Raw genomic sequence first — 22,887 nt, forward strand, 5'->3', positions numbered from 1 at the left:
GGCCCTAGATATGGTGACGATCCCACATCATCGCCAGCCCCTGGATCGTCAGGTCGGCTTCGATGACGTCGAACACGTCGGTCTGTTTCTCGAATAATGTGGCGAGCCCGCCGGTCGCAACGACCTTCACGGGACGGCCGATTTCGCGCTTCATCCGCGCCACCAGCCCCTCGATCATCGCGACATAGCCCCAATAGATGCCGATATGCATCTGCGAGACGGTGTTGAGCCCGATGACGCTGATATCGGTCGGCGCCTCGATCGAGATCCGCGGGAGTTTCGCGGCCGCGGTCACCAGCGCGTCTAGCGACAGGTTGATGCCCGGCGCGATGATCCCGCCCTTGTACGCGCCACTATAGTCGACGACGTCGAAGGTGGTCGCGGTGCCGAAATCGATCACGATCAGGTCGCCGGGATGCAGCGCATGCGCGGCGATCGTGTTGACCGCACGGTCGGCGCCGAGCGAGGCCGGCTCGTCGACGTCGATCGCGATGCCCCATTCGACCGGCGCATGACCGGCGATCAGCGCCTCGGTGTGGAAGTATTTCGACGCGAGCACCTGGAGATTGTGCAACGCACGCGGGACGACGGTGGCGACGATCACGCCCTCGACCGCGGTACGATCATGCCCGCCGAGCTGCATCAGCTGGCTCAGCCACACCGCATACTCATCCGCCGTCCGCCGCGGATCGGTCGCGATCCGCCAGCGCGCGACGATCTCGCCGCGCCCCTCGTTCTGGCGGACGAGCGCGAACACGACATTGGTATTGCCGGCATCGATCGCGAGCAGCATCAGCGGGGCCTCAAAGCAGGAAGACGTCGGCAGCGTGAATGACACGCCGCTCGCCAGACGCCAAGCGGAGGATCAGCGCGCCGTCGGTGTCGAGCCCGACGAACAGGCCGTCGATCCCGCTGCCATCGGGTAGGCGAGCGGTCAGCGCGGTGCCGGCGGGGTGCGCACAGTCGACCCAGCGATCGCGAACAGGTGCGATGCCCTCTGTCCGCCAGCGGCCGATCCAGCGCGCGAAACTGTCGGCGAGAATATCGAGGAACATCGCCGGATCGACCACCACGCCGTGCGATGCGAGATCGGTCGTAGCGCGATCGGGCAGATCGGGATGATGCGCGATGTTGACGCCGTAGCCGACGATCACCGCGTCGTCCGCGCGTTCGAGCAGAATGCCCGACAGCTTGGCGTCCGCGAGCAACAGGTCGTTGGGCCATTTCAGGACCAGCGTCTCGCTCTCGTCCGTCGTACCCTGGCAGATCCCGGCGACGAGGAAGGTCGAAACGGTTTCCTGCAAGGCGACCGCGGCGACCAGCGCGAGGCTGGCCGCCGGCGGGTCGCTCGGTCGCAACCGGACCAGCGTGCTCGCGTAGAGGTTACCCTCGGGCGAGGACCAGTCCCGGCCAAGCCGCCCCCGCCCCGCCGTCTGGCGGAGAGCGCGCAACCAGAGACCGTCTTCGGCACCGCCGCGTGCAAGCTCCAGCAGGTCGGCGTTGGTCGATCCTGTCTCCGCGACGGTGCGGATGATGCTCAGAACAACGCCCGTGCGGCCGCCATCGTCCACGCGCCGAGCACGGGGATGAGGAGGTAGCCGGCTGGCGAGACGAACACGGCGGCGACAGCGATGAGGCCACCCTCGACCTTGCTCTCCATCGGCGCGAACGCCGGGGCCGGATCGTCGAAGTACATCGTCTTGACGACACGCAGATAATAATACGCGCCGATCACCGAGGCGGCGATGCCGACCACCGCCAGCGGGAACAGCCCGGCGTCGACCGCCGCGCTGAACACCGCGAACTTCGCGTAGAAGCCGAACAGCGGCGGGATGCCGGCGAGGCTGAACATGAAGATCGCGAGTGCCGCCGCCAGTGCAGGCCGAGTCCGCGACATGCCGGCGAGGCTGTCGATCGTCTCGACCGGCTGGCCGTCGTCACCACGCATCTGCAACACGATCAGGAACGAGCCGAGCGTCATCGCAACGTAGATCGTCAGGTACATCAGCACGCCCGACACGCCTTCCGGCGTCCCGGCCGCAAGACCGATCAGCGCGAAGCCGACATTGTTGATCGACGAATAGGCTAGCAGGCGCTTGATGTTGGTCTGGCCGATCGCCGCGACCGCACCGAGGATGATCGACGCGAGTGCCGCGAAGATCACGATCTGGCGCCACTGGTCGGTCGCCGGGCCCATCGCATCGACCGCGACACGGACGCTGAGCGCAAGCGCTGCGACCTTGGGGGCAGATGCGAAGAACGCGGTGACCGGGGTCGGTGCGCCCTCGTACACGTCGGGCGTCCACATGTGGAACGGCACGGCGCTGATCTTGAACGCGAGCCCTGCGAACACGAACACGAGACCGAACAGCAGGCCGAGCGACTTGGTGCCCGCATAGGCGTCCGAGATGCCCGAGAACAACGTCGTGCCGCTGAACCCGTAGACCAGCGAGATGCCGTACAGCAGGATGCCGCTGGCGAGCGCGCCGAGCACGAAATACTTCAGGCCCGCTTCCGCCGAACGCCCGTCGCGCCGCATGAAGCTGGCGAGGACGTAGGCTGCAAGGCTCTGGAGCTCGAGACCGACATATAGCGTCAGCATGTCGGTGGCCGACACCATGATGCCCATGCCGCAGGCCGACAGCAGGATCAGCACCGGATATTCCGGACGCAGATCGTCGCCGTGGGTGCGCGCGAAGAAGCTTGGAGCCATGACGATTGCTACCGCCGAGGCGATGTAGATCAGCACCTTGGCGAACGCGCCGAACGCGTCTGCGCGGTACAGGCCGTCAAAGGCATAGCCCCCTGACGAGGCCGGACCGACGAGCGCGATCCCTGCCCCGACCAAGACGAAGACGGCAGCGATCGACACGGCGCGGGTGGATTTCTCCCCGCCCCAGGCCGACACGAGCATCAGGGCGATCGCGCCCAACGCCAGCACCAGTTCGGGCAGCGTCATTGCGATGTTAGCGGCGTAATCCATCAGTGTGCCTCCCCGTGCGCGGCACTATGGACGATTGCGGCCGGACGCCCGGCGGTTGGGTTCGAATCATTGGCAGGCTTGGCGCGGTCGACGCGGGCAAGAAGCACGCTCACGTCCTTGCGCATCGGAGCCAGGAAGCTCTCCGGGTACACGCCCATCCACAGCACGACGGCGGCGATCGGCGCGAGCAGCCAGAACTCGCGCGCCGACAGGTCGACCATGCCGCGAACGTCGTCCGACTTGATCTCGCCGAACACCACGCGACGGTAGAGGTACAGCATGTACGCGGCGCCCAGGATGATGCCCGTCGTGCATAGCAACGCCGTCCAGGTCGAGACCTGATACGTGCCCATCAGCGACAGGAACTCGGCGACGAATCCGCTCGTGCCCGGCAGGCCGATCGACGCCATCGTGAAGAACAGGAACAGAATCGCATACTTCGGCATGTTGATCGCGAGGCCGCCATAGCGCGAAATCTCGCGGGTATGGAGCTGGTCGTAGATCACGCCGACGCACAGGAACAACGCGCCCGATACCAGGCCATGGCTCAGCATCATGATCATCGCGCCTTCGATGCCCTGCCGGTTGAACGCGAACAGACCGATCGTGACGATCGCCATATGCGCCACCGACGAATAGGCGATCAGCTTCTTCATGTCCGACTGCACAAGCGCGACGAGCGACGTGTAGATCACCGCGACCGCCGACAGGCCGAAGATCAGCCACGTCAGCTGACCCGAGGCTTCGGGGAACATCGGCAACAGGAAACGCAGGAAGCCGTATCCGCCGAGCTTGAGCAGCACGCCCGCCAGGATCACCGAGCCTGCGGTCGGCGCCTGGACGTGCGCGTCGGGCAGCCAGGTGTGGACCGGCCACATCGGCATCTTGACCGCGAACGACGCGAAGAACGCCAGCCACAGCCACGTCTGGACGTGCGCCGGGAATTCGTAGTTCATCAGCGCCGGGATGCTGGTCGTGCCCGCAGTTTTCGCCATGTACAGCATCGCGATGAACATCAGGACCGAACCGAGCAGCGTGTACAGGAAGAACTTGTACGACGCGTAGATCCGGTTCGCGCCGCCCCAGATGCCGATGATCAGGTACATCGGGATCAGGCCGGCTTCGAAGAACACGTAGAACAGGAACAGGTCCTGCGCCGCGAACGTGCCGATCATCAGCACTTCGGTGAACAGGAACGCCGCCATGTATTCCGGCACACGGGTCGTGATCGAACGCCAGCTGGCGCCGATGCAGATCGGCATCAGGAACACGCTGAGCATGATCAGCATCAGCGCGAACCCGTCGATGCCGAGCGACCAGCCGAACGGGCCGAAGATGCCAGGGGCATGCTCGACGAACTGCCACTGCGCGCCGCCGATATCGTAGTTCATCCACAGCATGATGCCGAGAACGAAGTCGATCAGCGTTGCCGCCAGCGCCAGCATCCGCGCCGTGTTCGCCGAGACGAACAGGCACGCGATGGCCGCGATCATCGGGACCGCGATCAGGACGGAAAGGATAGGAAAGCCGGTCATTACAATCCGATCGCCCAGGTTACGGCTGCGGTCAGCCCGATCAGCATGACGAAGGCATAGGTGTAGAGGTATCCCGTCTGGAAGCGGTTGGCGACGCGGGCACCGATCTGGACGACCCAGGCCGAACCGTCAGGCCCGAACCGGTTGATCGTCTTCTCGTCGCCGCGGTGCCACAGGAAGCGGCCGATCGCGAACGCCGGACGGACGAAGATCAGGTCGTACAGCTCGTCGAAATACCACTTATGCAGCAGGAAGTCGTAGAGCACGCCGAACTGTTCGACGACCTTGGCCGGGAACGTCGGGTTCTTGATATAGGCGTACCAGGCGGTCAGCAGGCCGAGCAGCATCGCGATCGTCGCCGACAGTTTGATCAGCAACGGTACGCCGTGCATCTCGTGCATCAAGTGTTCGCGGAACGCGAGTGCGCCCTTCCAGAACTCTTCGCCTGCGGTCGGCTCGATGAAGAAGCCGTGGAAGACGAAGCCGGCCGCGACCGCACCGACCGACAGCACGATCAGCGGGATCAGCATCGGCAGCGGGCTTTCGTGCGGGTGGTACCCACCGTCGCCCTCGGCTACCGCATGCGCGGCGTCGTGATGATCGTGCGGCGCATGCCCTGCGTCCTCGGCCTTGACCGGGTTCGCGTGGTGATCGTCGACATGATGCGCGTCATGCGCGTGGTCGTCATGACCATGAGCATCGTGGAGCGCATGCTGGATATGCTCCGATGCGGCCCAGCGCGGCTTGCCCCAGAAGGTCAGGAACATCACGCGCCACGAATAGAAGCTGGTCAGCAACGCGACGAGCACACCGACGAACCATACGCCCGGCTGGCCAGCAGCCCAACTCGCCTCGATGATCGCATCCTTCGAATGGAAGCCTGCGAACCCGATCGCGGTGTTGCCGAAGATGCCGGGGATGCCGACGCCGGTGATCGCGAGCGTACCCGCCATCATCGCCCAGAACGTCACCGGGATCTTCTTACGCAGGCCGCCATAGTAGCGCATGTCCTGCTCGTGGTGCATCGCATGGATGACCGAGCCGGCGCCGAGGAACAGCAGCGCCTTGAAGAAGGCGTGCGTGAAGAGGTGGAACATCGCCGCGCCGTACGCGCCGACACCCGCCGCAAAGAACATGTAGCCGAGCTGCGAACAGGTCGAATACGCGATCACGCGCTTGATGTCGGTCTGCACGAGACCGCAGGTCGCCGCGAACAGGCAGGTCGCGGCACCGACCGAGGTGACCACGGTCAGCGCGACCGGGCTCATCTCGAACATCGGCGACAGGCGGCACACCATGAACACGCCGGCCGTGACCATCGTCGCCGCGTGGATCAGCGCCGACACCGGGGTCGGGCCTTCCATCGCGTCCGGCAACCAGGTGTGCAGGCCGAGCTGTGCCGACTTGCCCATCGCACCGACGAACAGCAGCAGGCAGAGCACCGTCATTGTGTCGAAGCGGTAGCCGAGGAAGCCGAGCGTCGAGCCCGCCATGCCGGGGGCCGCGGCGAGGATCTCGGGGATCGACACCGTGCCGAACACCAGGAACGTGCCGAAGATGCCGAGCATGAAGCCGAGATCGCCGACGCGGTTGACGACGAACGCCTTGATCGCGGCTGCGCTCGCCGACGGCTTGCGGAACCAGAACCCGATCAGGAGGTAGGATGCGAGACCCACGCCTTCCCAGCCGAAGAACATCTGGACGAGGTTGTTCGCGGTGACGAGCATCAGCATCGCGAAGGTAAACAGCGACAGATACGCAAAAAAGCGCGGCTGATCAGGGTCTTCATCCATATAGCCCCAGCTATACAAATGGACCAACGCAGAAACCGACGTGACGACAACGAGCATCACCGCAGTCAGCGCGTCGACGCGCAACGACCACGCGACGTTCATGTCGCCGGAATGAATGAAGTCGAGCAGCGGCGCGACGGTGGCCGTGCTGGTACCCGAGAGGAAGCCGATGAAGATCGGCCAAGACAACAGGCACGACGCGAACAGCGCAGCCGTGGTGACGAGTTTCGCCGGCACATTGCCGATCGCGCGATTGCCGAACCCGGCAACGATCGCGGCCAGTAACGGCAGGAAGACGATAAGCTGGATCAACCGTATTACCCCTTCATCCGGTTGACGTCGTCGACCGCGATGGTGCCGCGACCGCGGAAATAGATCACGAGAATGGCGAGGCCGATCGCGGCTTCACCCGCGGCGACCGTCAGCACGAACATCGCGAACACCTGTCCGACGAGATCGTGGAGGAACGCCGAGAACGCGACGAGATTGATGTTCACCGCCAGCAGGATCAGCTCGATCGCCATCAGGATGACGATGAGGTTCTTGCGGTTGAGGAAGATGCCGAGCACCCCCATCGTGAACAGGATCGCCGCGACGACCAGATAATGGACGAGACCGATCGTCACAGTTCGACTCCCTGCCCGACGACCGGGCTCGTGTTGCGCGTGGCGTCCTGCGGACGACGCGCGTTCTGGCGGCTGATGTTCTGCGCCTTGACGCCGCCACGCTGGCGGTGGGTCAGCACGATCGCGCCGATCATCGCGACCAGCAGCACTAGGCCGGCACCTTCGAACACGAACAGATAGCGCGTGTAGAGCAGGTTACCGATCGCCTGGATGTTGGGCACGGTATCGTCGATCGGCGCGGCGCGGCGTGCGAGCTGGATTGGCCCCGTGCTCCAGGCGCCGATCGCGATCATCACCTCGGCAGCGAGCGCGACCGCAAGTGCAAGGCCAATCCCGAAATACCGGGCGACGCCGGCGCGCAGTTCGGTGAAGTCGATATCGAGCATCATGACCACGAACAGGAACAGCACCGCGACCGCGCCGACATAAACGATGACGAGCAGCATCGCAATGAACTCGGCGCCGACCAGGATCATGAGGCCCGCCGCGTTGAAGAACGCGAGGATCAGCCACATCACCGAATGGACCGGGTTGCGCGACGCGATCGTCAGAGCGCCCGACAGGACGACGACGAAGGCGAAGAGGTAGAAGGCTAAGGCCTGGATCACGCGATCACCCTCCCCGTCACCCCAGCGAACGCTGGGGCCTTCACGTTGGTGGGTGCGCCCGTGCGGCACGAGATCCCAGCCTGCGCTGGGACGACGGAGTTAATCTGTGTCATCGCGGCGCTCGCTTAACGGTACGGCGCATCGGCGGCAAGGTTCGCCGCGATCGCGCTTTCCCAACGGTCGCCATTATCGAGCAGCTTCGACTTGTCGTAGATCAGCTCTTCGCGCGTCTCGGTGGCGAACTCGTAGTTCGGTCCCTCGACGATCGCATCGACCGGGCACGCCTCGGCACACAGGCCGCAATAGATGCACTTGGTCATGTCGATATCGTAGCGCGTGGTGCGACGCGAGCCGTCGTCACGCGGCTCGGCCTCGATCGTGATCGCCTGCGCGGGGCAAACAGCCTCACACAGCTTGCACGCGATGCACCGCTCTTCGCCGTTCGGATATCGACGCAGCGCATGCTCGCCCCGGAACCGCGGCGACACCGGATTGCGCTCGTATGGATAGTTAATCGTCGCTTTTTCCTTGAAGAAATAGCGAAGCGTCAATGCGTGCGCCTTCACGAATTCCCACAGGGTAAACGACTTGATGATCTGAGCGACGCTCATGAACCCACTCCAACGCGCGTCAGCATGAGATAGCCCGACACGAGGAAAACCCAGAACAGCGAGACGGGGAGGAAGACCTTCCAGCCGAGCCGCATCAGCTGATCATAGCGATAGCGCGGCACGGTCGCCTTCACCCAGCTGAACAGGAAGAAGAAGAACAGGATCTTGGCGAAAAGCCAGATGATCCCCGGCACGTAATAAAGCGGCGCCCAGTCGACCGGGGGCAGCCACCCGCCCCAGAACAGCGTCGCGTTCAGCGCGCACATCAGCAGCACGTTGGCGTACTCGCCGAGCCAGAACAGCGCGAACGACATCGACGAATATTCGGTCTGGTACCCGGCGACGAGCTCGCTCTCCGCCTCGGTCAGATCGAACGGCGCGCGCTGCGTCTCGGCCAGCGACGAGATGAAGAACATCACCGCCATCGGGAACATCAGCGGGTTCAGGATGTACCCGTTGACGAACCAGACGTGCGACTTCTGCGCCATCACGATCGCCGACAGGTTGAAGCTGCCGGTCCACAGCACGACCGAAATCAGGATGAAGCCGATCGCGACTTCATACGACACCATCTGCGCAGCAGCACGAAGCGCCGAGTAGAACGGGTATTTCGAGTTCGATGCCCAGCCCGACAGGATGATCCCGTAGACGCCGAGCGACGAGGCCGCGAGCACGTAGAGCAAGCCGACGTTGATGTCCGCGAGCACGACGCCGACCCCGAACGGTACCACCGCCCAGACGATCAGCGCGACCGTGAAGGTGATGATCGGGGCCAGCAGGAACAAAGTCCGGTTGGCGGCTGCGGGGACAATCGTCTCCTGAAGGAACACCTTCAGGCCGTCGGCGAAGCTCTGTAGCAAGCCGAACGGACCGACGACGTTGGGACCACGCCGCAACGCCATCGCCGCCCAGATCTTGCGATCGGCATAGATGATCATCGCCACCGCCAGCATCAGCGGGAGTGCGATCACGAGAATGTCGATGATCGTCGCGAGGAAGAACGCCCAGTCGTAACCGAGCGAGGATTCGAACCAAGAGATCATTCGGCTGCCTCCGCGTAATCTTCCCCGTGGAGAAGTTCGGCCGAGCAGCGCTGCATCGTCGGCGACGCGCGACAGATCGCATTGGTCAGGTAGAAGTCCTTGATCGGATAGCCGGCGAGGACGCCCTGCCCTTCGCCGCTAAGCGAAGGCGGGTTCCACTCGAACGTCGCGAGCGCCTGGTGACGCAGCGCAGGCACGGCGGCATACATTTCCTCGCGGAGGCCCTCGAAGCTGTCGAACGGCAGCGTGTGGCCGAGCGTATCGGACAGCGCGCGGAAGATCGACCAGTCGTCGCGCGCGTCGCCCGGTGCGAACACCGCACGCTCGCCGCGCTGGACGCGACCTTCGAGATTGACCCACGTGCCCGACTTCTCGGCATAGGTGACACCCGGCAGGATGACGTCGGCAGCAGCAGCCCCCTTGTCGCCGTGATGGCCCACGAACACCTTGAACCCTGAGAACTGGCTGAAATCGACCTCGTCCGCGCCGAGGAAGAAGCCGAGCTTCGCCCCCATCACGTCGGCGATGCCGCCCTTCTGCGCGTAGCCGAGCATCAGCCCGCCCATCCGCGAGGCCGCCATGTGGACGACGTTGAAGCCGTTCCAGCCGTCCTTCACGAGACCGAGCGTATCGACCAGCTTCAGCGCAGCGCCGTGGCCGCCCTTCAGCGCGCCGCCACCAACGATCACCATCGGACGCTCAGCCTTGGCGAATGCCTCGGTCACCGCCTCAGGCAGCTTGCCGAGCAGCGCCAGATCGTCGCCGAGCCACTCGACCTTGTACGTCAGGTCCGTCTCCGGCCCGATCGCGAAGACCTTCGCGCCCTTCTTGATGGCTTTCCGCACCCGCGTGTTCACCAGCGGCGCTTCCCAGCGCAGGTTGGTGCCCACCAGCAGGATCGCGTCCGCACGCTCGGTGCCGGCGATCGTCGTGTTGAAATTGACCGCGGCGATGCTCGTCGCGTCATAGTCCATGCCGGTCTGACGACCTTCGAGCAAAGTCGAACCCATCTTCGCGAGCAGCGCCTTGGCAGCGTACATCGTCTCGCAATCGACCAGATCGCCAGCGACAGCGGCAACGCTCGACCCGGCGTTGACTGCCTTGATCGCCGCAAACGCTTCATCCCACGTCGCCGGCTGGAGCTTGCCGTTCACGCGGACATAAGGCTTGTCGAGACGACGACGCACGAGACCGTCGATCGCGTGGCGCGTCTTGTCGGTCGCCCACTCCTCGTTCACGTCCTCGTTGATCCGCGGCACACAGCGCAGCACCTGGCGACCACGGCTGTCGAGCCGGATGTTGGTGCCGACCGCGTCCATCACGTCGATCGTCAGCGTCTTGCGCAATTCCCAAGGACGCGCCTCGAACGCATAGGGCTTCGACGTCAGCGCACCGACCGGGCACAGGTCGACGACGTTGCCCGACAGCTCGCTCTTGACCGCGTTCTCGAGATACGAGGTGATCTGCATGTCCTCGCCGCGGAAGATCGCACCGATCTCCTCGACGCCGGACACTTCCTCGGCGAACCGGATGCAGCGCGTGCACTGGATGCAGCGGGTCATGACCGTCTTGACGATCGGACCCATATACTTCTCGGTGACCGCGCGCTTGTTCTCGTCGTAGCGCGAATGGCCGCGACCGTACGCGACCGACTGGTCCTGAAGATCGCACTCGCCGCCCTGATCGCAGATCGGGCAATCGAGCGGATGGTTGATCAGCAGGAATTCCATGATGCCCTCGCGGGCATTCTTCACCATCGGCGAGTTGGTGAAGATCTCCTGCTTGTCCGCCGCCGGCAGCGCGCACGACGCCTGCGGCTTGGGCGGACCAGGCTTCACCTCGACCAGGCACATCCGGCAGTTGCCGGCGATGCTGAGGCGCTCATGATAACAGAAACGCGGGATCTCCTTGCCGGCAAGCTCGCACGCCTGCAGCACGGTGGCGCCCTGCGGCACCTCGATCTCTACGCCATCGACTTTGACTAAGGGCATTACTCTGCGGCTTCCATCATCGGCGCGGTGTCGCCACCACGTTCGCGGATACGGCGCTCCATCTCTGGGCGGAAATGCTTGATCAGGCCCTGGATCGGCCATGCTGCGGCGTCGCCGAGCGCACAGATCGAGTGACCTTCGACCTGCTTGGTGACCTGCTGGAGCATGTCGATCTCGGACAGCTCGGCGTCGCCGGTGCGCATCCGCTCCATCACGCGCCACATCCAGCCCGTGCCCTCGCGGCACGGCGTGCACTGGCCGCAGCTCTCATGCTTGTAGAAATACGAGATGCGGCTGATCGCGCGGACGATGTCGGTCGACTTGTCCATGACGATGATCGCCGCGGTGCCAAGACCCGAGCCGACCGCCTTCAGGCCGTCGAAGTCCATCGCGCAATCCATGATCTGCGCTGCGGGAACGAGCGGTACGGAGGAACCACCGGGGATCACCGCAAGCAGATTGTCCCAACCGCCACGGATGCCACCGCAATGCGTCTCGATCAGGTCGCGGAACGAGATGCTCATCTCCTCCTCGACAACGCACGGCTTGTTCACATGGCCGCTGATCTGGAACAGCTTGGTGCCGCGATTATTCTCCGCGCCGAAGCTGGAGAACCACGCCGCACCACGCCGCAGGATCGTCGGCGCGACCGCGATCGATTCGACGTTGTTGACCGTTGTCGGGCAGCCATAAAGACCAGCACCTGCCGGGAAAGGTGGCTTCAGCCGCGGCTGGCCCTTCTTGCCCTCGAGGCTCTCCAACATCGCGGTCTCTTCGCCACAGATGTAGGCGCCGGCACCCCGGTGCACGAACACGTCGAAGTCGTAGCCCGACCCACACGCATTCTTGCCGATGAAGCCGCGATCATAAGCCTCGGCAACGGCCGCGAACAGCGTTTCGGCCTCACGAATATACTCGCCGCGGATGTAGATGTAGGCGGCGCGCGCGCGCATCGCGAACCCGGCGATCAGCGCACCTTCGATCAGCTTGTGCGGATCGTGGCGGATGATCTCGCGATCCTTGCAGCTGCCCGGCTCGGATTCATCGGCGTTGATGACGAGGAAGTTCGGCCGGTCCGGCTTGGGCTCCTTCGGCATGAACGACCATTTGGTGCCGGTCGGGAAGCCCGCACCGCCACGGCCGCGCAGACCCGACGCCTTCATCACGTCGATGATGGCGTCCTGGCCAAGCGCCATCAGGTCCTTGGTATTGTCCCAATCGCCGCGCAAGATCGCCGCGTCGATGGTCCACGGCTGGAAACCGTAGACGTTGGTGAAGATGCGGTCCTTATCGGCGAGCATTACTGTCCCTCGACCAGATCGAGCCGACGCTCGATACGTTCAACCCGGTTGCTAAGCCGGTCTAGGCGATGATTGATGCCCGCCGTGGACATAACCAGCGTCGCCAGATGTTCTTCAGTCGCTGTCATGCGCAGGCGGAGATCGGATACGTCCGCCTTCACCTCCGACATGTCCGACTGAATCCGCTTCAGGATCTCAAGCATGACGCTTTCGTTCTCGACCGTCATGCCCACTCCCCACGGTAATCGTGGTTCGCGTCGACCATCGCCTTCAGCGAGGTCGGGCCGCCCTCGGGGCAGCTCGCTCGGCGACCGAACTGCGGCCCCGGCGTTGGCGTGCCGCCATTGGCCAGCGCTTCGAGGATCTCGGTCGTCTTGTCGTAATCGAGGTCTTCGAAGTTATCGTCGTTGATCTGCACCATCGGCGCGTTCGCACACGTGCCCAGGCACTCGACCTCGGTCAGCGTGAACATGCCGTCCGGCGTCGTGCCGCCCTTGACCAGACCGCGGTTCTTGCAGGCGGCCAGAACGTCGTCCGACCCGCGCAGCATGCACGGCGTCGTACCGCAGACCTGAACGTGGAAACGACCGACCGGCGCCAAATTGAACATCGTGTAGAAGGTCACGACCTCGTACACGCGCATGTAAGGCACGCCGATCTGGCGCGCGACGAATTCGATCACCGGCACCGGCAACCAGCCCTGGGTCTGCGTTTCCGCACCGACCTGGCGTTGCGCAAGATCCAGCAACGGAATCGACGCGGACTGCTCGCGACCCTTGGGATAGCGCCCGAGGATCTCGTTCGCCTTCACCTGGTTCTCGTCCGTCCACGCGAACGAACCCCAGCGTGCGCGGGTCTCGGCCTCGTCGGGAATTTTCGGAGCTTCAGCCATCAGCGGTCACATTCACCAAAAACGATATCCATCGCGCCGAGGATCGCGGTCGTATCCGCCAGCATGTGGCCCTTCGCCATGAAGTCCATGGCTTGCAGATGCGAGAACGCGGTCGGGCGGATCTTGCAGCGATACGGCTTGTTCGAGCCGTCGGCGACCAGATACACGCCGAACTCGCCCTTCGGGCTTTCGGTCGCGACATAGACGTCGCCGGCGGGGACGTGGAAGCCCTCGGTGTAAAGCTTGAAGTGATGGATCAGCGCTTCCATCGACTGCTTCATCTCAGCCCGCTTGGGCGGCACCACCTTGCGGTCGAGCGACGCGATCGGCCCCTCGGGCATCTCGCGCAGGCACTGCTTCATGATCCGCGCCGACTGACGCACTTCCTCGACGCGCACCATGAACCGGTCATAGCAATCGCCGCGCGTGCCGACCGGCACGTCGAAGTCCATCTTCGCATACACGTCATAAGGCTGCGACTTGCGCAGATCCCAGGCGATGCCCGAGCCGCGGATCATCGGGCCCGAAAAGCCCCATTTGATCGCGTCGTCGCGGCTGACCACGGCGATGTCGACGTTGCGCTGCTTGAAGATGCGGTTGTCCGCAACGAGCGAGATCGCATCCTCGAACAGCCGCGGCAGCCGCGTGTCGAGCCAGTCGCCGATGTCGGCGAGCAGCTTCAACGGTGCATCCTGATGCACGCCGCCCGGGCGGAAATAGTTCGAATGCATGCGCGCGCCGGAGACGCGCTCGAAGAAGTTCATGCAGTCTTCGCGGATTTCGAACAGCCACAGGTTCGGCGTCATCGCGCCGACGTCCATGACGTGCGACCCGAGATTGAGCATGTGATTCGAGATGCGCGTCAACTCGGCGAAGAACACCCGCAAATACTGCGCACGCTCGGGCACTTCGAGGTCGAGCAGCTTCTCGACTGCCAGCACCCAGCTATGCTCCATGCAGAGCGGCGAGCAGTAATCTAGCCGATCGAAATAGGGCAGCGCCTGCGTGTAGGTCTTGTACTCGATCAGCTTCTCGGTGCCGCGGTGGAGCAGGCCGACATGCGGATCGACGCGCTCGACGATCTCGCCGTCGAGCTCCATGACCAGACGCAACACGCCGTGCGCAGCCGGATGCTGCGGACCGAAGTTGATCGTGTAGTTCTGGATCGTGAGATCGCCGGTCGTCGGATCGGACGCGTCGGCTTCACCCAGAAGCTCCTCTACGTACAGACTCACTGGTTCTGTCCTCCACCCTTGGTCGGGACCACGTCGGGGTTGGCCGGCTTCGGGGTCGCGTCGGACTCCGACTTGCCGGCGCCCGTCTGCGCGGTCGACTCGGTGCTCTTTGGCTCGCTCGGCGCCTGGGTCGGCGACTGCGCGGCATCCGCCTTCACGATCGTGCCGGCCTTGAGCGGCGTCGGCGCGCCCTTGGCCTCGGGCAATGCGCCCTTCTCGTCGCCGGGGAGCACGTAGTTCGCACCCTCCCACGGGCTCATGAAGTCGAACGTGCGGAAATCCTGCGCCAACTGCACGGGCTCGTACACGACGCGCTTCGACTCTTCCGAATAGCGCAGCTCGACATACCCGGTCAGCGGGAAGTCTTTCCGCTGCGGATGACCGCGGAAACCGTAGTCGGTCAGGATGCGCCGCAGGTCCGGATTGCCGCTGAACAGCACCCCGTACATGTCGTACACCTCACGCTCGAGCCAGCCCGCGACCGGCCAGATGTCCGTCACCGACGGCACCGGCTTTTCCTCGTCGGTTGCGACATGCACGCGCAAGCGGTGGTTCCGCGTCAGCGATAGCATGCAATAGACGACTTCGAACCGCTCAGGCCGATCCGGATAGTCGACGCCGGCGATCTCCATGAGCTGCTGGTAGGCAAGCCCCGGCGTGTCGCGCAGCGCGATCATCGCGTCGTACAGGTCTTCGCGACGAACGTGCAGCGCGACTTCGCCGACATGGTCGACCGCGTCGAGCAGCATGCCGCCGAGCGCCGCACGGGCGCTGTCGATCACGCCGTCGTTGGACGTGTATGCTGGTGCAGGAGCCCTCAACGCTCGATGCTCCCGGACCGCCGGATCTTCCGCTGCAACTGCATGATGCCGTACAGCAGCGCCTCAGCCGTCGGCGGGCACCCGGGAACGTAGATGTCCACCGGCACGATCCGATCGCAGCCGCGCACGACGCTGTAGCTGTAATGATAATAACCGCCGCCGTTCGCGCACGATCCCATCGAGATCACGTACTTGGGCTCCGACATCTGGTCGTAGACCTTGCGCAGCGCAGGGGCCATCTTGTTGCACAGCGTGCCGGCGACGATCATCACGTCCGACTGGCGCGGCGACGCGCGCGGTGCGGCGCCGAAGCGCTCCAGATCGTAGCGCGGCATGTTGACGTGGATCATCTCGACCGCGCAGCAGGCGAGCCCGAACGTCATCCACCACAGCGAGCCGGTGCGGGCCCACTGGAACAACTCCTCGGTCGACGTGACGAGGAAACCCTTGTCCGTCAGCTCACCGTTCAAACCGTCGAAAAAGCCCTGATCGGGTGGCACCAGCGAGCTGGAGGCACCGAGTGCGGGCTGAAGCTCTACTCCCAATCGAGTGCTCCCTTCTTCCATGCGTAGACGAGGCCAAGGGCCAATTCGCCGATAAAGATCATCATCGAAATCCACGCGGTCCAGCCGAGCGTGAAGACCGAGACGGCCCAGGGATACAGGAACGCGGCCTCGAGATCGAAGATGATGAAGAGGATGGCGATCAGGTAGAAGCGTACGTCGAACTGGCTGCGCGGATCCTCGAATGCGGGAAAGCCGCACTCATATTCGCTGAGCTTCTCGGGCGTAGGCTTGTGCGATCCGGTGAGGCGCGAGACGGCCATCGGCAGGAACACGAACGTGCTCGACAATGCGATGGCGATCCCGAGGAACAGGAGGATCGGAAGATAGTGCGACAGGTCGACCAAATTGCTTCTCGCAAGTGCGAACGGAACGGGGCCGCTTTAGGCTGAAGGGGGGTTCGGGGCAAGGCTCGGGGGGTGTGAGAATCACTCGCAACAGGAGTGCGGCGCTGGGATAAGAGCATGGCGGTAACTTGGGTCACCGCCCAGTGCCACACGCTTTCGTCATTCCCGCAGAGGCGGGATCCCAGACCCCCGATCGTTAGCGATCATGTGCCAGTCGATGCCGTCTGGATCCCCGCCTTCGCGGGGATGACGATATGGCAACCGCATACCAATCCGTCGCAAACGCACACCGATACCCCTGCCCTACACCCGTCACCCCAGCGAAAGCTGGGGTATCAACATTGGCGAGCGGGGCGGCCACCACACGGATACCCCAGCTTTCGCTGGGGTGACGGACGTAGTGAAGCTTACCGAAGCGCGCCAGCTACCAGCTTGTGCAGCCGCGAGTGCAGCGCGTCGTTCGCGGCGAGGAACTCGTTGCGCTCCATCGCGCGGTCGCCGCCGCGGAAGTCGGTGACGAAGCCGCCGGCTTCCTTCACCAGCAGCATGCCCGCTGCGACATCCCATGGCTTCAGGTTCGATTCCCAGAACCCGTCGAACCGACCGGCCGCGAGCCAGGCCAGATCGAGCGCAGCAGCACCGAGACGACGGATACCCGCGACCTCAGGGGCGACCGCCCCGAAAATCCGGCTCCACTGCGCGAAGTCGCCATGGCCGAGGAACGGGATCCCCGTCGCGATCAGCGATTCGGACAGATCGCGCCGCGACGACACGCGCAGACGCTGGTCGGTGAGCCAGGCGCCCCGGCCCTTCTCGGCCCAGAAGCTCTCGTCGGTCAGTGGCTGGTACACCAGCGCGGTGGTGACCTCACGCTTGCCGTTCGGCATCGGCTCCTCGACCGCGATCGAGATGCAGAAATGCGGGATGCCGTGGAGAAAGTTCGACGTGCCATCGAGCGGATCGACGATGAAGCGCGGCTTATTCGGGTCGCCCTCGACCTCGCCGCGCTCCTCCATGAGCATGCCCCAGTCGGGACGGGCGTGGCTGAGTTCTTCGAAGATCGTCTGCTCGGCGCGCTGATCGGCCTGGCTGACGAAGTCGGCCGGACCCTTGCGGCTCACCTGGAGCTGCTGGACCTCGTTGAAGTCGCGACGCAGGCGCGGCGCGGCCTTGCGGGCGGCGCGCTCGATGACGGTCATGATGCCGGAATGGCTGGGCATGGTATTCTATCTCCCCCCTCCCGCATGCGGGAGGGGCCGGGGGTGGGCTCGCGCTATCAGCGTCGCGCGGCATCGAAATAGTTCGCGCCAAAGTCGTTGCGCGACGTGGAGGGCGGGCGCCCACCCCCCGACCCCCTCCCGCTTGCGGGAGGGGGAGCAGTCTTTAGTCCGCGCGACGCACGTAGGTCTGCTCGTACACATCGACGACGATCCGCGTGCCGGCGCCGATATGCGGCGGCACCATCACGCGCACGCCGTTCTCAAGCACCGCGGGCTTGTACGACGACGACGCGGTCTGGCCCTTCACGACGGCATCCGCCTCGACGATCAGCGCCTCGATCGTGTCGGGCAGCTGGACCGAGATCGGCCGCTCTTCCCAGAGCTCCATCACCACGTCCATGCCGTCCTGCAGGAACGCCGCGGCGTCGCCCAGGATGTCGGCATCGAGCGAAATCTGCTCGTAGTTCACCTTGTCCATGAAGGTGAGCATGTCGCCTTCGCGGAACAGGAACTGGAAGTCGACGGTGTCGAGCCGGACCTTCTCGACGCTCTCGGCGGAGCGGAAGCGGATGTTGTTCTTGCGGCCGTCGATCAGGTTCTTGAGTTCGACCTGCATATAGGCGCCGCCCTTGCCGGGCTGGGTGTGCTGAATCTTGACGGCGCGCCAGATGCCGCCCTCATATTCAAGAATGTTGCCGGGACGAATCTCGACCGCGTTGATCTTCATGACCGATTCCTGCTGGAAAGAGCTAGGGGCCGTCCGCGAAGCATGGCCCTAAAGGCGTGGCTCTGCGGAAACCCGAAGCGGCGGGCTTTAGCGGGGCGACCCGGTTCCGGCAAGCATCGGGTACGGGTTCACGTTCTCGCCCTCATACCAGCGCTGACCCGGCTGCATCCGCGTCAGCCCGAAATGCAGGTGATAATTGCCAGCCCCGGCGTCGCCGGTATCGCCGACATAGCCGAGCAGATCGCCGGTCTTGACCGCCATGCCCTCCCGCACCCCGGCCGCGTATCCGGCGAGATGCGCGTAATAATAGGTCCAGCGTCGGTCGGGCGAGCGAACGTACAGCGTGACGCCGCCGAGCCCGCTCTGGAACAGCTTCTCGATCCGCCCCGGCGCGGCTGCGACCACCGGGGTGCCACCCGGCGCCATGATGTCCGTCCCGTGATGGCCGCGCAGCCCACCGCCACGCGCATCGTTCCAGCTGTCCGCAATCGCCTTGCGCGGAACGCCGGCCACCGGGACGACGAGCGCGCCCGGCGTCACGGGTGCAGCAACGACCTCGGCAGGAGGCGCGGGCTTGCGCCAGGGTATCCGCCGCTCGATGCCACCACCGCTACCGCCGAACGACAGCATCGACGCGAACCCGCCGGCGACGACCACGATCAGCCCGAGAATGATCCAGAACGTCCGCGTCATCGCCTTACGCCTGGAAGACCGCCTTGGTACCCGGCTTGATCATCATCGACAGCCGCGCGGCATCCCAGTTGGTCAGGCGGATACAGCCATGGCTCTCCGCACGCCCGATCGTCTCCGGGTTAGGCGTACCGTGGATGCCGTAATGCTCCTTCGACAGATCCATCCAGACGACGCCGACCGGACCGTTCGGCCCCGGCGGCAGCATCTCCTTCTGCTGGCCCTTCTTGGCGTCCCAGAACAGCGCGGGATTGAAGTGGAACTTCGGATTGTAATCGGACCCCTTGATCGTCCACGTGCCGAGCGACAGCGGGTCGTGGCTCGACCCCATCGTCGCGGAGAACTGCGCGATCAGCTTGTCGTTCGCGTCGAGCACGCGGAGCACGCCGTCGGACTTGTCAACGACGACGTGATCCGCCTGCGGCTGCTTGGCATCGACGTTCAGCATGTTGAGAGTCGCGGTCCAGTCCGGCCGGAACTTGGCATCGTAGGCGCGCGATGTCGGCAATGCGTTCGGGAACACGACCTTCGTGCCCGGTGTCAGCATCGTCGTCGGCGAGTTCAGCGCCATGATCACTGCTGGCGTGGTGTGGAACATCTCGCCGAGCTTCTCCATGACCGAGCGATAGCCGATCGTCTGGAGTTCCGCCTGCTTGGCGGGATCCTTGGGCAGCGGAGTGACGAACGGCCCCGCGAGCATCTGCGGCGTCAACGCGATCGTCACCGTCGGCCGCGCGGCGCGATACGGATACAGCGCCTGCAACGTCCGCGCATCGGGCTTGCCGGTGATCGGCAGGCCCTTCGCCTCCTGAAACCCCTTCAACGCCGCGACCAGGGACTGCCCGCCACGCCCGTCGAGCACGCCCGGTCCGAAACCGAGATGATCGAGGATCACCTGCACGTGGAGGATGTTGCGATCGATCGGTACGGACTTTGCCGGAACCGTCTGCGCCAAAGCGGGCGACGCCAGGCCGAACAGGCCCGCTACAAGAACCGAAGCCTTCACAAATGCCGTCATGCCGTCATCCCAACCGTTACGCTCCTGCATCAAACGGTCGGGACGACGGTTGTTTCCGTTGAACGAAACGGCCCCGTTCACCTACCGCCCGTTATCCTGACGAAAGTCAGGATGACGGGCGGTTTGTTTCGTTAGTCGGTTCAGCGCTGGGCAAGAACCTCGCCGAACGCCTTGATCGCCGCGACCTCGTCGCCACCCCAGACGGCGCCCGACACGGCGATGAAATCCGCACCGGCCGCAACGAGCGGCGCGGCGTTCTCCGGCGTGATGCCACCGATCGCAACGCAGGGCATCTCGAACAGTGTCGACCACCAGGACAGGATCACCGGCTCGGCGGTATGCGTCGCGACCTTCGTCGTGGTCGGATAGAAGGCGCCGAACGCGACGTAGTCGGCCCCGGCCTCGCCCGCTTCCATCGCCAGATGACGACTGCCGTGACAGCTCACGCCGATCTGCGCATTGGGCCCGAGCTGCGCGCGCGCCTCGCGCGGATCGCCGTCTTCCTGCCCGAGATGCACGCCGTCCGCGTCGAGCCGCTTGGCCAGTCCGATGTCGTCGTTGACGATGAACGCGACGTCGCGCTCAGCGCAGATCGCGCGCAACGGCTCGCCGAGCGCGGCAGCTGCGTGCTGGTCGATGTCCTTGACCCGGAACTGGAACGCGGCCACCGGCCCGGCGTCGAGCGCCCGCGCCAGCCGCGCGGGGAAATCGCCCCCGACGTCGAGCGGCGATACCAGATACAACTGGCACGGCGGCCGACGCATGTCGCGTCGGAAATTCTCGGCGAAATTGGGATCAAGCGGGCCCAGCGGATCTTCGAATTCGGTCATGTCCGCCCCCTAGCCGGTTCAGCGCCTGAGCGAAACCGGTTGGATCATCGAGCCGATGTGCGATCGTCGATATCTTGCGCCGACCTACTGGGACGGGCGCCGCGAGATCGACCACGACATTCGGGTAGGCAATCAATGCCAGGTTCAGCACGTGACGCTGCTTCAGCGTCGCTGCATCGCATGACGAGCGCAATCCGAGGATGCTCTCCGTTGGAACGCTGACCGACCGAAGCCGGCCGATCCGCATCAACATCCGGTCCGCATCGAGTAGCACCGGCAAGCGGCGGAAGGAGCGTACAAACATCATCAGCCAGCCGATCCCGGCGACTGTCACCAGCGCGACGAAGATCGCGAGACGAGGCCACCAATGCGCCAGCAACAGATGAACGACGACCAGCTCGACGGTCGAGAGCCCGATAAGAACCCAGATCATCGGGCCGATCGCCTTATGATAGGTGAACGCCCCGATCAAAGGACCTTATTCCTCGTTCTTGTAGATACGGATGATGCGGTCGAGCATCGCCAGTGCCTCGTCGCGGGGGCGCTGGAAGGTGTTGCGACCGATGATCGAGCCGTTGCCGCCACCGTCGCGGATGTCGCGCGCGTCCTGGAACACCGCGTCCTCGCCCTTCGACGCACCGCCCGAGAAGACGTTGATGCGACGCCCGGCGAAGCTCGACTGGACGACGTGCTTCACGCGGTCCGACTGCTTCGACCAGTCGGTGTTCGCGTAGAGCGGCTTGGCTTCCTTCTGCTCGATATGCGCGGTCGGCAGCTTGGTCTTGATGATGTGCGCGCCGAGCAGCGCCGCCATGTGCGCGGCATAGGCCCCGACGTCGAGCGCGAGTTCGCCGTCCTTGGTCAGCTCACCGCCGCGCGGGTAGGACCAGATCACCGTGGCGATGCCGACTGACTTGGCCTCTTCGCTCAGTTCACGGATCTCCTCGACGAGGTCGAAGAACTGATCCGCACCCGGATAGATCGTGAAGCCGATCGCCGCCGAACCGAGCCGAACGGCATCCGACACGGTCGCGGTCACCGCCTGGTCGATCGACGTCGCCCAGCTGTTCGAGCTGTTGCACTTCAGGATCGTCGGGATCTGCCCCGCAAACGTATCCGCCCCAGCTTCGAGCATCCCGAGCGGCGCCGCATAGGCGCTGAGCCCGGCGTCGATAGCGAGCTGGTAATGGTAATGCGGGTCGTACGCCGGCGGATTAACCGAGAAGCTGCGCGCCGGGCCATGCTCGAAGCCCTGGTCGACCGGCAGGATCACCAGCTTGCCGGTTCCGCCGAGCTTGCCCTGCATCAGGATGCGCGCGAGATTCGCCTTCACCGCCGGGCTGGTGGCTTCGTATTTGTCGAGGATGGTTTTGACTTGCGGGGTGATCGTCGAGGTCATGGTAAATCCTTTTCTGATATTCAAAGTTCCAGCCACCGGCGAAGTGCCTGATCGACCGCAAACATGGTTTCGTTGGAAGCAACACCGACGCGTCGACCGATGCGATGCCGCCAGACCGACTGCACCTTGTCGACACTGACCTCGCTCGGTTTAAAGAGCCCCGTGTCGGGATTTGCAGCGATCGGTATGCGGAACATGCCGAGGCCGGCAAGCTGGCTGGTAATCAAACACACCGTGACGCTGTCATGGTCGCGCAGGAACGCGTCGGTCTGAACGACGAGTGCCGGGCGCGGCTTTCTGGCGAAATCTCCGGCGTCGGCAATAGTGACGATATCACCGCGTTTCATTCGGCGGCATCACGGCGATTGTTGGAAGGCTCTGGGTCATCCCAGGCTACTCCCAAACGCTCCCATTCCTCGTCTTCTTCGGTCCAGCCAAGTGCCGCCGCCGCGAGCGACTGCCGCTTCGCCTCCGCAAGGAATGCCTCGTCGTGGCGTTCGACATAGCGTCGCACGGCTTCGCGTGCGATATCGCTCTTGCTGCGCCCTTGGGTGCGCGCAACCGCCGCGAGTCGTTCTTCGAGTTCACTATCGAGCCTGACGCCGAGCATCCGAGTCTCCGTTTAACATGTTAAACATAGCTCGGATGCTCGCG

The 22,887-nt window shown here is 64.3% G+C and carries 26 protein-coding genes; all 26 read right to left on the reverse strand.

Features of this window, described 5'->3' with window-relative positions; all coding sequences use genetic code 11:
- Nucleotides 1-4 precede the first annotated feature (4 nt).
- The 26 genes from NLI89_RS12660 to relB all read right to left on the reverse strand — a co-directional run bounded on the left by NLI89_RS12660 (nucleotide 5) and on the right by relB (nucleotide 22,843).
- A complete protein-coding gene (locus NLI89_RS12660; RefSeq protein ID WP_254687344.1) occupies nucleotides 5-793 on the reverse strand; it encodes a type III pantothenate kinase in 789 nt (262 codons plus the stop codon).
- A 10-nt stretch (nucleotides 794-803) separates the two neighbouring features.
- On the reverse strand, nucleotides 804-1,535 hold the full coding sequence (locus NLI89_RS12665; protein ID WP_254687384.1) for a biotin--[acetyl-CoA-carboxylase] ligase: 732 nt from the start codon (nucleotides 1,533-1,535) through the stop codon (nucleotides 804-806).
- A 2-nt stretch (nucleotides 1,536-1,537) separates the two neighbouring features.
- A complete protein-coding gene (gene nuoN / locus NLI89_RS12670) occupies nucleotides 1,538-2,983 on the reverse strand; it encodes an NADH-quinone oxidoreductase subunit NuoN (RefSeq protein WP_254687345.1) in 1,446 nt (481 codons plus the stop codon).
- On the reverse strand, nucleotides 2,983-4,518 hold the full coding sequence (locus tag NLI89_RS12675) for an NADH-quinone oxidoreductase subunit M (protein WP_254687346.1): 1,536 nt from the start codon (nucleotides 4,516-4,518) through the stop codon (nucleotides 2,983-2,985). The genes nuoN and NLI89_RS12675 overlap by 1 nt, the downstream gene beginning before the upstream one ends.
- Nucleotides 4,518-6,623, reverse strand: a complete 2,106-nt coding sequence (gene nuoL / locus NLI89_RS12680; RefSeq protein WP_254687347.1) for an NADH-quinone oxidoreductase subunit L — start codon at nucleotides 6,621-6,623, stop codon at nucleotides 4,518-4,520. The genes NLI89_RS12675 and nuoL overlap by 1 nt, the downstream gene beginning before the upstream one ends.
- A gap of 5 nt (nucleotides 6,624-6,628) precedes the next feature.
- The gene (gene nuoK / locus NLI89_RS12685) at nucleotides 6,629-6,937 is read right to left on the reverse strand and encodes an NADH-quinone oxidoreductase subunit NuoK (RefSeq protein ID WP_082441002.1); all 309 of its coding nucleotides are present in this window, start codon (nucleotides 6,935-6,937) and stop codon (nucleotides 6,629-6,631) included.
- Nucleotides 6,934-7,545, reverse strand: coding sequence for an NADH-quinone oxidoreductase subunit J (locus tag NLI89_RS12690; RefSeq protein WP_056048540.1), 612 nt, complete (start codon nucleotides 7,543-7,545; stop codon nucleotides 6,934-6,936). The genes nuoK and NLI89_RS12690 overlap by 4 nt, the downstream gene beginning before the upstream one ends.
- 125 nt (nucleotides 7,546-7,670) lie before the next feature.
- Complete coding sequence (gene nuoI / locus NLI89_RS12695; RefSeq protein ID WP_055877898.1) at nucleotides 7,671-8,156, reverse strand: NADH-quinone oxidoreductase subunit NuoI; 486 nt, start codon at nucleotides 8,154-8,156, stop codon at nucleotides 7,671-7,673.
- Nucleotides 8,153-9,199 carry an NADH-quinone oxidoreductase subunit NuoH gene (gene nuoH / locus NLI89_RS12700; protein WP_254687348.1) on the reverse strand — a complete coding sequence of 349 codons (1,047 nt, stop codon included), beginning with the start codon at nucleotides 9,197-9,199 and terminating at the stop codon, nucleotides 8,153-8,155. The genes nuoI and nuoH overlap by 4 nt, the downstream gene beginning before the upstream one ends.
- Entirely contained in the window at nucleotides 9,196-11,190 is a 1,995-nt protein-coding gene (gene nuoG, locus NLI89_RS12705) for an NADH-quinone oxidoreductase subunit NuoG (protein ID WP_254687349.1), read from the reverse strand. Before nuoG ends, nuoH begins: the two co-directional genes overlap by 4 nt.
- The gene (gene nuoF, locus NLI89_RS12710; RefSeq protein ID WP_254687350.1) at nucleotides 11,190-12,491 is read right to left on the reverse strand and encodes an NADH-quinone oxidoreductase subunit NuoF; all 1,302 of its coding nucleotides are present in this window, start codon (nucleotides 12,489-12,491) and stop codon (nucleotides 11,190-11,192) included. Before nuoF ends, nuoG begins: the two co-directional genes overlap by 1 nt.
- Entirely contained in the window at nucleotides 12,491-12,718 is a 228-nt protein-coding gene (locus tag NLI89_RS12715) for a hypothetical protein (protein WP_254687351.1), read from the reverse strand. The genes nuoF and NLI89_RS12715 overlap by 1 nt, the downstream gene beginning before the upstream one ends.
- Entirely contained in the window at nucleotides 12,715-13,383 is a 669-nt protein-coding gene (locus tag NLI89_RS12720) for a complex I 24 kDa subunit family protein (protein ID WP_254687352.1), read from the reverse strand. The genes NLI89_RS12715 and NLI89_RS12720 overlap by 4 nt, the downstream gene beginning before the upstream one ends.
- Nucleotides 13,383-14,618, reverse strand: a complete 1,236-nt coding sequence (locus NLI89_RS12725) for an NADH-quinone oxidoreductase subunit D (protein ID WP_254687353.1) — start codon at nucleotides 14,616-14,618, stop codon at nucleotides 13,383-13,385. Before NLI89_RS12725 ends, NLI89_RS12720 begins: the two co-directional genes overlap by 1 nt.
- Nucleotides 14,615-15,439 (reverse strand): NADH-quinone oxidoreductase subunit C, encoded by an 825-nt coding sequence (locus NLI89_RS12730; RefSeq protein WP_254687354.1) that lies wholly within the window; start codon nucleotides 15,437-15,439, stop codon nucleotides 14,615-14,617. The genes NLI89_RS12725 and NLI89_RS12730 overlap by 4 nt, the downstream gene beginning before the upstream one ends.
- Entirely contained in the window at nucleotides 15,436-15,984 is a 549-nt protein-coding gene (locus tag NLI89_RS12735) for a NuoB/complex I 20 kDa subunit family protein (protein ID WP_187504417.1), read from the reverse strand. The genes NLI89_RS12730 and NLI89_RS12735 overlap by 4 nt, the downstream gene beginning before the upstream one ends.
- Entirely contained in the window at nucleotides 15,975-16,349 is a 375-nt protein-coding gene (locus tag NLI89_RS12740) for an NADH-quinone oxidoreductase subunit A (RefSeq protein WP_056048518.1), read from the reverse strand. Before NLI89_RS12740 ends, NLI89_RS12735 begins: the two co-directional genes overlap by 10 nt.
- Before the next feature lie 407 nt (nucleotides 16,350-16,756).
- Nucleotides 16,757-17,569 (reverse strand): inositol monophosphatase family protein, encoded by an 813-nt coding sequence (locus NLI89_RS12745; RefSeq protein ID WP_056048515.1) that lies wholly within the window; start codon nucleotides 17,567-17,569, stop codon nucleotides 16,757-16,759.
- A 163-nt stretch (nucleotides 17,570-17,732) separates the two neighbouring features.
- A complete protein-coding gene (gene efp / locus NLI89_RS12750; RefSeq protein WP_254687355.1) occupies nucleotides 17,733-18,296 on the reverse strand; it encodes an elongation factor P in 564 nt (187 codons plus the stop codon).
- Nucleotides 18,297-18,383: 87 nt separating this feature from the next.
- Nucleotides 18,384-18,989, reverse strand: coding sequence for a M23 family metallopeptidase (locus tag NLI89_RS12755; protein ID WP_254687356.1), 606 nt, complete (start codon nucleotides 18,987-18,989; stop codon nucleotides 18,384-18,386).
- 4 nt (nucleotides 18,990-18,993) lie between these two features.
- On the reverse strand, nucleotides 18,994-20,004 hold the full coding sequence (locus NLI89_RS12760) for a L,D-transpeptidase family protein (RefSeq protein ID WP_254687357.1): 1,011 nt from the start codon (nucleotides 20,002-20,004) through the stop codon (nucleotides 18,994-18,996).
- 140 nt (nucleotides 20,005-20,144) lie between these two features.
- Nucleotides 20,145-20,834, reverse strand: a complete 690-nt coding sequence (gene thiE, locus NLI89_RS12765) for a thiamine phosphate synthase (protein ID WP_254687358.1) — start codon at nucleotides 20,832-20,834, stop codon at nucleotides 20,145-20,147.
- Nucleotides 20,800-21,267, reverse strand: coding sequence for a hypothetical protein (locus tag NLI89_RS12770; protein WP_254687359.1), 468 nt, complete (start codon nucleotides 21,265-21,267; stop codon nucleotides 20,800-20,802). The genes thiE and NLI89_RS12770 overlap by 35 nt, the downstream gene beginning before the upstream one ends.
- A 45-nt stretch (nucleotides 21,268-21,312) precedes the next feature.
- Complete coding sequence (locus tag NLI89_RS12775) at nucleotides 21,313-22,233, reverse strand: class I fructose-bisphosphate aldolase (RefSeq protein ID WP_254687360.1); 921 nt, start codon at nucleotides 22,231-22,233, stop codon at nucleotides 21,313-21,315.
- A gap of 20 nt (nucleotides 22,234-22,253) precedes the next feature.
- Nucleotides 22,254-22,580: a type II toxin-antitoxin system PemK/MazF family toxin gene (locus NLI89_RS12780; RefSeq protein ID WP_254687361.1), complete on the reverse strand. Its 327-nt coding sequence runs from the start codon at nucleotides 22,578-22,580 to the stop codon at nucleotides 22,254-22,256.
- On the reverse strand, nucleotides 22,577-22,843 hold the full coding sequence (relB, locus tag NLI89_RS12785; protein WP_254687362.1) for a type II toxin-antitoxin system RelB family antitoxin: 267 nt from the start codon (nucleotides 22,841-22,843) through the stop codon (nucleotides 22,577-22,579). Before relB ends, NLI89_RS12780 begins: the two co-directional genes overlap by 4 nt.
- Between the last annotated feature and the right edge of the window lie 44 nt (nucleotides 22,844-22,887).

This window comes from Sphingomonas faeni (assembly GCF_024273235.1).
GTDB lineage: Bacteria > Pseudomonadota > Alphaproteobacteria > Sphingomonadales > Sphingomonadaceae > Sphingomonas > Sphingomonas faeni_A.

Coding starts and splice junctions, on each gene's coding strand:
- NLI89_RS12660 (WP_254687344.1), bottom strand. CDS start 793: ATGCTGCTCGCGATCGATGCCGGCAATACCAATGTCGTGTTCGCGCTC.
- nuoN (WP_254687345.1), bottom strand. CDS start 2,983: ATGGATTACGCCGCTAACATCGCAATGACGCTGCCCGAACTGGTGCTG.
- NLI89_RS12675 (WP_254687346.1), bottom strand. CDS start 4,518: ATGACCGGCTTTCCTATCCTTTCCGTCCTGATCGCGGTCCCGATGATC.
- nuoI (WP_055877898.1), bottom strand. CDS start 8,156: ATGAGCGTCGCTCAGATCATCAAGTCGTTTACCCTGTGGGAATTCGTG.
- nuoH (WP_254687348.1), bottom strand. CDS start 9,199: ATGATCTCTTGGTTCGAATCCTCGCTCGGTTACGACTGGGCGTTCTTC.
- nuoG (WP_254687349.1), bottom strand. CDS start 11,190: ATGCCCTTAGTCAAAGTCGATGGCGTAGAGATCGAGGTGCCGCAGGGC.
- nuoF (WP_254687350.1), bottom strand. CDS start 12,491: ATGCTCGCCGATAAGGACCGCATCTTCACCAACGTCTACGGTTTCCAG.
- NLI89_RS12715 (WP_254687351.1), bottom strand. CDS start 12,718: ATGACGGTCGAGAACGAAAGCGTCATGCTTGAGATCCTGAAGCGGATT.
- NLI89_RS12720 (WP_254687352.1), bottom strand. CDS start 13,383: ATGGCTGAAGCTCCGAAAATTCCCGACGAGGCCGAGACCCGCGCACGC.
- NLI89_RS12745 (WP_056048515.1), bottom strand. CDS start 17,569: ATGCCCAGCCATTCCGGCATCATGACCGTCATCGAGCGCGCCGCCCGC.
- efp (WP_254687355.1), bottom strand. CDS start 18,296: ATGAAGATCAACGCGGTCGAGATTCGTCCCGGCAACATTCTTGAATAT.
- NLI89_RS12755 (WP_254687356.1), bottom strand. CDS start 18,989: ATGACGCGGACGTTCTGGATCATTCTCGGGCTGATCGTGGTCGTCGCC.
- NLI89_RS12760 (WP_254687357.1), bottom strand. CDS start 20,004: ATGACGGCATTTGTGAAGGCTTCGGTTCTTGTAGCGGGCCTGTTCGGC.
- thiE (WP_254687358.1), bottom strand. CDS start 20,834: ATGACCGAATTCGAAGATCCGCTGGGCCCGCTTGATCCCAATTTCGCC.
- NLI89_RS12770 (WP_254687359.1), bottom strand. CDS start 21,267: ATGATCTGGGTTCTTATCGGGCTCTCGACCGTCGAGCTGGTCGTCGTT.
- NLI89_RS12775 (WP_254687360.1), bottom strand. CDS start 22,233: ATGACCTCGACGATCACCCCGCAAGTCAAAACCATCCTCGACAAATAC.
- NLI89_RS12780 (WP_254687361.1), bottom strand. CDS start 22,580: ATGAAACGCGGTGATATCGTCACTATTGCCGACGCCGGAGATTTCGCC.
- relB (WP_254687362.1), bottom strand. CDS start 22,843: ATGCTCGGCGTCAGGCTCGATAGTGAACTCGAAGAACGACTCGCGGCG.